This window comes from Roseibium sp. RKSG952 (assembly GCF_009711355.1).
The window spans coordinates 230843-238312 of record NZ_SMMF01000963.1 but is presented as its reverse complement, the minus strand read 5'-3'; the positions used below and the strand labels follow the sequence as shown (position 1 = coordinate 238312).

Below are 7470 nucleotides of genomic sequence, written 5' to 3'. Positions count from 1 at the left end.
CAAAAAAGAACGACAAGAAAAAAGACGAAAAGAAAAAAGACGGCAAAAAGAAAGACAGCAAGTCGAAGGATAAGAAAAAGGCGAAGAAGTAATCACTTCTCCGCCTTCGATCCGGAAACCGGCAGCCATTTGGCTGCCGTTTTTTTAAGCCAGTGTTCCATCTAGTTGCAGCGTGAGTTTGCCGCCCAGATAGGGGGCAAGTACATCTGGCAACGTGACTGTGCCGTCTGCATTCTGACCATTCTCCAGGACTGCAATCAGACAGCGGCCCACAGCAAGGCCCGAACCGTTCAGCGAATGCACATACTCCGGCTTGCCGCCCCCTTCGGGACGGAAACGCGCATTCATGCGTCGGGCCTGAAAATCGCCGGTGGTCGATACCGAACTGATCTCGCGATAGGCGTTCTGCCCGGGCAACCAGGCCTCGATGTCATAGGTTCGGCGTGCGCCGAACCCCATGTCACCCGTGCACAGAACCACCGTGCGGTAGGGGATGCCCATCTGCTCCAACAGGTCTTCGGCACAGCGCAACATGCGCTTCTGTTCATCATCCGAATTGTCGGGATGTGTGATCGAGACCATCTCGACCTTTTCAAACTGGTGCTGACGCAACATGCCTGCGGTATCTTTACCTGCGCTACCAGCTTCGGACCGGAAACAGGCTGTGTGTGCCGTCATCCGGATAGGCAGAGCGCTTTCGTCCAGGATATCACCCGACACCGAATAGGTCAGAGTGACCTCGGACGTTGGGATCAGCCACCAGCCGTTTGTGGTCTGGTAACTGTCCTCACCGAATTTCGGCAGCTTGTCTGTTCCGTACATGGCTTCGTCACGCACCAGAACCGGTGTCTGCATTTCTGTCAGACCATTCTTGTCGATATGTGTGTCCAGCATGAACTGGGCCAGCGCACGGTGAATGCGTGCCACGCCTTTCGACAGGTTCACAAAGCGGCTGCCGCTGGTTTTGGCTGCCGTCTCGAAATCCATCGCCGCAGCTACGGCTGGGATTTCGTAGTGCTCTTTGGGCGCAAAATCGAGCTCACGAGGGGTGCCCCAGCGGTTGACTTCGACATTGTCGTCTTCGTCTTCGCCTTGCGGAACATCGTCAGCTGGCAGGTTGGCGATGCGGGCCAGTTGGTCGGTGAGCAGCGCGTCCAGATCTTTGGCTTCGGTCTGCATATGTGCGACCTCGGCCTTTTTCTCGGCCACCAGCGCGCGCAGGCGCTCGAACTCGGCTTCATCGCCGCGTCCCTTGGCGGCACCAACTTCTTTGGAAGCTTTGTTTTGCTCAGCCTGGGCTGTTTCTGCCGCCAGAATCTTGGCGCGGCGGCTTTCGTCCAGCCTCAGCAAATCTGACGACACCGGCGCGTCCCCACGGCGCGCAAGAGCGGCGTCGAAGGCGGCTGGGTTTTCGCGAATGGCGCGGATGTCGTGCATATCTCAGATCCTTGATAAGTGAATCACTGCAGCCGCTTATGCACCATCTGAGGGGCGGGGTGTAGCACCCGCCGCGCGATTTAGGCTTACTTCTTGGACTCGTCTGAGGATTCGTGCGCCAGATGCCCATCCCAATGCTCGGTTGGGATTTTGGGTTCAGGCGGATCGGCCATGTAAGACGGTGTCATGATCTGCACGTTGTTTTCGTTAAATACAGCAACAATGTTGCGATGCAGATCGGACCTGATCTTTGGGATCGTGCTGCCGCGAGTCGTATATGCATTGACCTGATAGTTGATGGCATAGTCGGCAAGCGCAGTCCAAAGAACGAAGGGCTCGGGCTTGGATTTCAATCCCTTGGTACGCCGCGCTGCCTCAATCAGCATAGCTTCGACCTTTTCAGGCGGCTCTTCGTAGCCGATACCGACGGTGGTGTGCAAAAGCAGGCCGTTACCATCTGTTTTCTTTGAAAAATTGACCACATCAGAGTTCATCAATTGAGCGTTCGGGATCGAGATCAGTTCGTTCTTGATAGACTTTAGATGGGTTTCCATCAGTTTGATTTTGACCACATCACCGATGTGATCGCCAATCTGGATGCGATCACCGATTGAGGTCGAGCGACGGTAGATAACGAACAGGCCAGCAAGCATGTTGCTGACGACAGAGTTCGCACCCAGGGACAACATCGCACCGACCAGAATGGTCAGCCCCTGAAACGCCGCGGAATCTGAGCCCGGAATATAGGGCACCGCAAAGACCAGAGCGATGAGGATGACCACGACACGGGCAATGTTGAAAGTCGGGTTAACCCAGTGCTTTTCAAAGTCGCCCATGTCAAACGTGCCGGCTTCGACAGCATCAAAGAACACTCGCATGCCTTTGATGATGTACATGGTGACCCACGAAATCAGGGCCAGCATGATCAGGTTCGGGATATAGCTGATAATCCCCTTAAAGATTAGCAGGACCGGCTCAGTCAGATAGGTCAGTAGTAGTTGAGCGAAGTACCGAGTTTCCGCGAACGAAAGCAGGACGAATGAAAGGTAGTAATAAAAACCAAGGAAGAAGATAACCAACAGAACAAAGTTCAGCCCATACCGGATCAGGGCCGCGATGGCCTCTGCCTGAACGTGTTTGGCGGTGGCAGTCTCGACATCCTGCAGATAGCTCTGAACTATTTCCAGAGTACGCCGTCTGATCCGACGGTGCAGCCAGAGGATGACGACAATGAACAGAATAAATCCAACGGTCCATGCACCGGCTTCGATTGCACCAGACACCCTTGCCTGTTCGGTGCGGTTAGCCCGGTAGGCGACAATTGACTCGTGTATGGCATCACCATGCAAGAGACTGAGGACGCTAAGCTCCATCTGATCCAGCTCGGCATCAGCCTCTGTAACAACTGATACGAAGATCCCATCCGCAAGTATACGTGTACCGAGTTCGGTCTCTTCATAGGTGATTTCGATATCGGTTTTTTCGGAAGACTCAGCGACCTCGATGATCTTGTCTTGAACTCTTTCTGCCCGTTCCGTAGCGGGCAGAGCGCTTGAGCCACGCAAATGGAAGAGCGTATCGCCGTCGACAATTACCGGAGCTTTGAAGACATCGGATTGCTCCTCGCTCAAAGCTGGCGGAGGCGTTGGGGCCTCTTGTGCCCATGTCGGAGACACCAGCATGCATACACACAGGGTTGCCACGCAAAGGCGCGCAAACATGCCAAAGGATTGGATTAATTGAATCATTGGCCCTCCTGATACCTAACTATATCCGAGACGGCTAATGTTCCTAGGGCTGAACTGCAGCTTGCAAGCAATTCTTTTTATAGGTGTGGATCTGTCCTTGGGGGCTTGTGAACTATCCATGTGGGGGAATGCCTGTTTCAAAGAATAGCCCATGGTAATGCCATTGCTTGCAAACACGCATTTCAATGAATAGGTTCCCGCCAAATTTGCGGTACATGACCGCAAGACCAAAACAAAGGAATATCCCATGGAAGGTGGCGCAATCGCCCAGTTTCTCCCGCTGATCCTGATCTTCGCGATCATGTATTTCCTGCTGATCCGTCCGCAGCAGAAGAAGATGAAGGAACATCAGGCCATGGTCGAAGCCGTGCGCCGGGGCGATCAGGTTGTCACCCAGGGTGGCCTGATTGGCAAAGTCTCCAAGGTCAAGGAAGGCGACAACGAGATCGAAGTCGAAATCGCCGAGGGTGTGAAGGTTCGCGTGGTCAAGTCGACCATTGCGCAGGTTCTGAACAAAACCGAACCAGCGAAATAAGAGCGCTCCACAACCTTCTGAAAAGGCAGGGTAATGCTGCAAATTGATACCTGGAAGCGGGTTCTGATCTGGTCGGTCTGTGTGATCGGCCTGCTCATGGCCCTGCCGAATGCGTTCTATACGCGTGTCGAACAATCGAACGATGCAAAAGCCGAGATCGAGCTTGGCATCGATACTCCCGAACTACAGGCCGAGGCGGCGCAATGGCCGAATTGGTTGCCGTCTTCGCTAGTCAATCTGGGCCTTGACCTGAGGGGTGGTGCACATCTTCTGGCCGAAGTTCAGGTGGAAGATGTCTACGAAGCCCGGATGGAAGCGATGTGGCCCGAAGTCCGCGAAGCATTGCGGGATGAACGGGCAACCGTCGGTACGATCCGTAAGCAACCTTCTGCTCCTGATGAGATTCGCGTTCGCATCAGTCAGCCCGAGGGTATCACCCGGGCGCTTGAAGTTGTTCGCGGTCTGGCGCGTCCAATTCAAACCCTGACAGGTGTTGGGGCCAACGATATCGAGGTCAGCAGCCAGGGCGATACGATCATTGTTCAACTGTCCGAGGCCGAAAAGCTGGCTTCGAACGACAGAACTGTTCGGCAGGCTCTGGAGATCATCCGTCGCCGTATTGATGAGGTCGGTACACGCGAACCGACGATTCAGCGGCAAGGAACAGATCGTATTCTGATTCAGGTGCCAGGTATTGGCAGTGCATCTGAGTTGAAAGAGATCATTGGCACCACGGCCCAGTTGACCTTCAATCCGGTTGTCAGGCGTGGATCCGACCCGGATGCTGTTCCGGGGATTGGTGAGGAAATTGTACCCTCCATCGATGAAGATGGAGTGTATTACACAATCGAGTCTGCTCCGGTTGTGACCGGTGAAGAACTCGTGGATGCGCAGCCTTCGTTTGACCAGAACGGGCGCCCGGCGGTCAGCTTCCGCTTTAACACATCAGGTGCCCGCAAGTTCGGTGACTATACGCTTGAAAACATTGGCGCACCCTTTGCCATTGTGCTGGATGACGAGGTAATTTCCGCTCCTGTGATCCAGAGCCATATCCCGGGCGGGTCTGGCATCATCACCGGTAACTTTACCGTTGAAGAAAGTACCAATCTGGCGGTTCTGCTGCGAGCAGGCGCATTGCCGGCCGGTCTGGAATTCCTCGAAGAACGCACCATCGGTCCGGAGCTGGGTCAGGACAGCATTGACGCAGGCAAGGTAGCTACAATCGTAGCATTTGTCGCGGTGCTGGTCTTCATGGCGCTCAGCTACGGTTTGTTTGGTCTCTTTGCCAATGTTGCGCTGATCATCAACGTGGGGCTCATCTTCGGCCTACTGTCACTGATCGGGGCAACGCTGACCTTGCCGGGTATTGCGGGGATTGTTCTGACGGTTGGTATGGCCGTTGACGCCAACGTGCTGATTTTCGAACGTATCCGGGAAGAACTTAAATCCGCCAAAGGGCCTGCCCGAGCAATTGAGCTAGGCTATGAAAAGGCGCTGTCGGCCATTCTGGACGCCAACGTAACGACGTTCATCACGGCTGTAATCCTGTTTGCGATGGGTAGCGGCCCGGTTCGCGGCTTTGCCATCACTCTGGGCCTCGGCATTCTAACCTCGGTCTTCACCGCGATCTTCGTGACGCGTCTGATGATCGTCATCTGGTTCGAACGCCGCCGTCCGAAAATGATCGAGGTTTGATATGCGACTGAGACTTGTTCCCAAGGAAACCTCGTTCGATTTCTTCAGCCGCTGGAAAATTTGGCTGGGTATTTCGGGTCTGATGATGGTAGTGGCCTTTACCTCGTTCATGCTGCAGGGCCTGAACTTTGGTATCGATTTCCGCGGTGGTACGACAATCCGTACCCAAAGCGCGCAGGAGATTGATGTAGGAGCTTATCGTGATGCGATCGCTCCGTTGGAGCTGGGTGATGTTTCGATCACCGAGATCTTTGATCCGACATTCGGGCCGGACGAAAACGTAGCCATGATCCGCATTCAGGCTCAGGACGATGCCGAAGCGGTGACCGCAGCAACAATTACGGCTGTAGAAGAGGCACTTACCGGTGCTGCGCCTGACATTGAATTCGTGTCAGTTGAATCTGTTGGCCCCAAAGTATCTGGCGAATTGATCCAAACGGCGGTCATAGCGGTAGTGCTCGCGATTGGAGCGGTTCTTATCTATATTTGGCTTCGATTCGAATGGCAGTTCGCGCTCGGCGCCGTTGCTGCGCTGGTACACGATGTGATCCTGACCATTGGTATCTTTTCGGAACTGCAAATCCGGTTTGATCTGGCGATTATCGCCGCGCTTTTGACCATCGTCGGTTACTCACTGAACGATACCGTGGTCGTATTCGACCGTGTTCGTGAGAACCTGCGCAAGTACAAGAAGAAGGACCTGAAAGAGGTTCTGAACCTGTCCATCAACGAGACCCTCAGCCGGACGGTCATGACCTCGGTTACGACCCTGCTGGCGCTGATCTCGCTTTATGTTCTGGGCGGCGACGTGATCCGTGGGTTTGTCTTTGCGATGATCTGGGGTGTTATCGTGGGTACTTACTCATCCATCTTTGTGGCCTCGACCATCCTGCTGTGGCTGGGGGTCAAGCGCGACTGGACCAAGCCTTCGAACACTGCGGGCAATCAGTTTGCCAACATAGATGCCTGAGGGTTTGCAAGCTGCCCTGGCTCTGCCGGGCATCGGATGGTTGATTTTCACAATAGGAGCCGCGGGTCTAGTCCGCGGCTTCACCGGTTTTGGAACAGCCATGATATTCGTGCCGATCGGAACTCAGTTCCTGCCGGCAACAGATGTCGTTTTTCTGATGGCTGCGACTGGAATCGTTTCAACGCTCGCTCTAGCTCCGCAGGCGTGGAAGGAATGCGACAAGTTCGAAGTCGGGACACTTGCTCTGGCTGCTGCTGTGACTGTGCCACTTGGATTGTGGGTGATGGTACAAGTCGATGCACTGGTCTTGCGTTGGATCGCATGCACGGTGGTTGGGTTGACCTTGCTTGCGGTGGCAACTGGCTGGCGTTGGAATGGACGATTGGGGCTGCCGGGGCGGCTTGCCATCGGCAGCAGTGCGGGCGCAGTCGGTGGAATGACTGGTCTGACTGGACCGGTTGTGATCGTCTTCTATCTGGCAAGCTCAGCCAATGTTCGCAAGGTACGTGCGAACACGATTATCTTTCTGGCCCTGCTGGATATCGTCATCGTCACGAATATCATGATCGGCGGCCTCGCGGATACATCCGCGCTTTGGGTGGTTCTGTTGCTGAGTGTGCCTTATGTGATAACCACACTCATCGGTAAGGCGCTGTTTGATCCATCGCTGGAGAAGCTCTACCGGGTGGCGGCTTACTCCGTTATCGCGCTCGCGGTTATAACTGGCCTGCCGATCTTCGACTGAAGGGGTTTTGGAATGCGACTCAATCAGGTGACCTTTACGGATGCCAAGCCTGTTGATGGCTATGGTCCGGGCTTCTTTCGTATCGGCGGTGAGGTTTTTGAGGGCGCGGTGCTAACCGGGCCAACTGGAACAAAGGCGTGGGGGCAGTACACCGATGTTCAGCCGCTGCTTGATCTTTCAGAAGAAGTAGATGTTCTGTTCATCGGCACCGGCAAAGAGATGGCGCATATCCCCGGTGATTTGCGGTCGACCCTCGAAGCCGCAGGGATTGGCGTCGAGGTCATGAACTCGCCAGCCGCCTGTCGAACCTACAACGTGCTGCTCTCGGAAGGGCGTCGTA

Annotated in this window: 7 protein-coding genes; 5 read left to right on the top strand and 2 right to left on the bottom strand. The window is 54.7% G+C overall.

Going from position 1 to position 7470, the window contains the following annotated elements:
- Positions 1-144 precede the first annotated feature (144 nt).
- Together serS and E1297_RS47310 are read right to left on the bottom strand one after the other, a co-directional pair.
- Complete coding sequence (gene serS / locus E1297_RS47315; protein ID WP_155151200.1) at positions 145-1437, bottom strand: serine--tRNA ligase; 1293 nt, start codon at positions 1435-1437, stop codon at positions 145-147.
- A gap of 86 nt (positions 1438-1523) precedes the next feature.
- Positions 1524-3185, bottom strand: a complete 1662-nt coding sequence (locus E1297_RS47310) for a mechanosensitive ion channel family protein (RefSeq protein ID WP_155151197.1) — start codon at positions 3183-3185, stop codon at positions 1524-1526.
- A 247-nt stretch (positions 3186-3432) separates the two neighbouring features.
- Between E1297_RS47310 and yajC the strand changes: the two genes are divergently transcribed.
- The 5 genes from yajC to E1297_RS47285 all read left to right on the top strand — a co-directional run.
- Entirely contained in the window at positions 3433-3720 is a 288-nt protein-coding gene (gene yajC, locus E1297_RS47305) for a preprotein translocase subunit YajC (protein ID WP_155151194.1), read from the top strand.
- Positions 3721-3753: 33 nt separating this feature from the next.
- Positions 3754-5415, top strand: a complete 1662-nt coding sequence (secD, locus tag E1297_RS47300) for a protein translocase subunit SecD (protein ID WP_155151191.1) — start codon at positions 3754-3756, stop codon at positions 5413-5415.
- A gap of 1 nt (position 5416) precedes the next feature.
- Positions 5417-6385, top strand: coding sequence for a protein translocase subunit SecF (secF, locus tag E1297_RS47295; RefSeq protein WP_155151188.1), 969 nt, complete (start codon positions 5417-5419; stop codon positions 6383-6385).
- Complete coding sequence (locus tag E1297_RS47290) at positions 6378-7130, top strand: sulfite exporter TauE/SafE family protein (RefSeq protein ID WP_155151185.1); 753 nt, start codon at positions 6378-6380, stop codon at positions 7128-7130. Before secF ends, E1297_RS47290 begins: the two co-directional genes overlap by 8 nt.
- A 12-nt stretch (positions 7131-7142) precedes the next feature.
- Positions 7143-7470: Mth938-like domain-containing protein (locus E1297_RS47285; protein WP_155151891.1), on the top strand; the 328-nt coding region annotated here is incomplete at its 3' end.

Excerpts from the sequence above, each read along its gene's own strand:
- serS (WP_155151200.1), bottom strand. The coding sequence starts at position 1,437 with ATGCACGACATCCGCGCCATTCGCGAAAACCCAGCCGCCTTCGACGCC.
- E1297_RS47310 (WP_155151197.1), bottom strand. The coding sequence starts at position 3,185 with ATGATTCAATTAATCCAATCCTTTGGCATGTTTGCGCGCCTTTGCGTG.
- yajC (WP_155151194.1), top strand. The coding sequence starts at position 3,433 with ATGGAAGGTGGCGCAATCGCCCAGTTTCTCCCGCTGATCCTGATCTTC.
- secD (WP_155151191.1), top strand. The coding sequence starts at position 3,754 with ATGCTGCAAATTGATACCTGGAAGCGGGTTCTGATCTGGTCGGTCTGT.
- secF (WP_155151188.1), top strand. The coding sequence starts at position 5,417 with ATGCGACTGAGACTTGTTCCCAAGGAAACCTCGTTCGATTTCTTCAGC.
- E1297_RS47290 (WP_155151185.1), top strand. The coding sequence starts at position 6,378 with ATGCCTGAGGGTTTGCAAGCTGCCCTGGCTCTGCCGGGCATCGGATGG.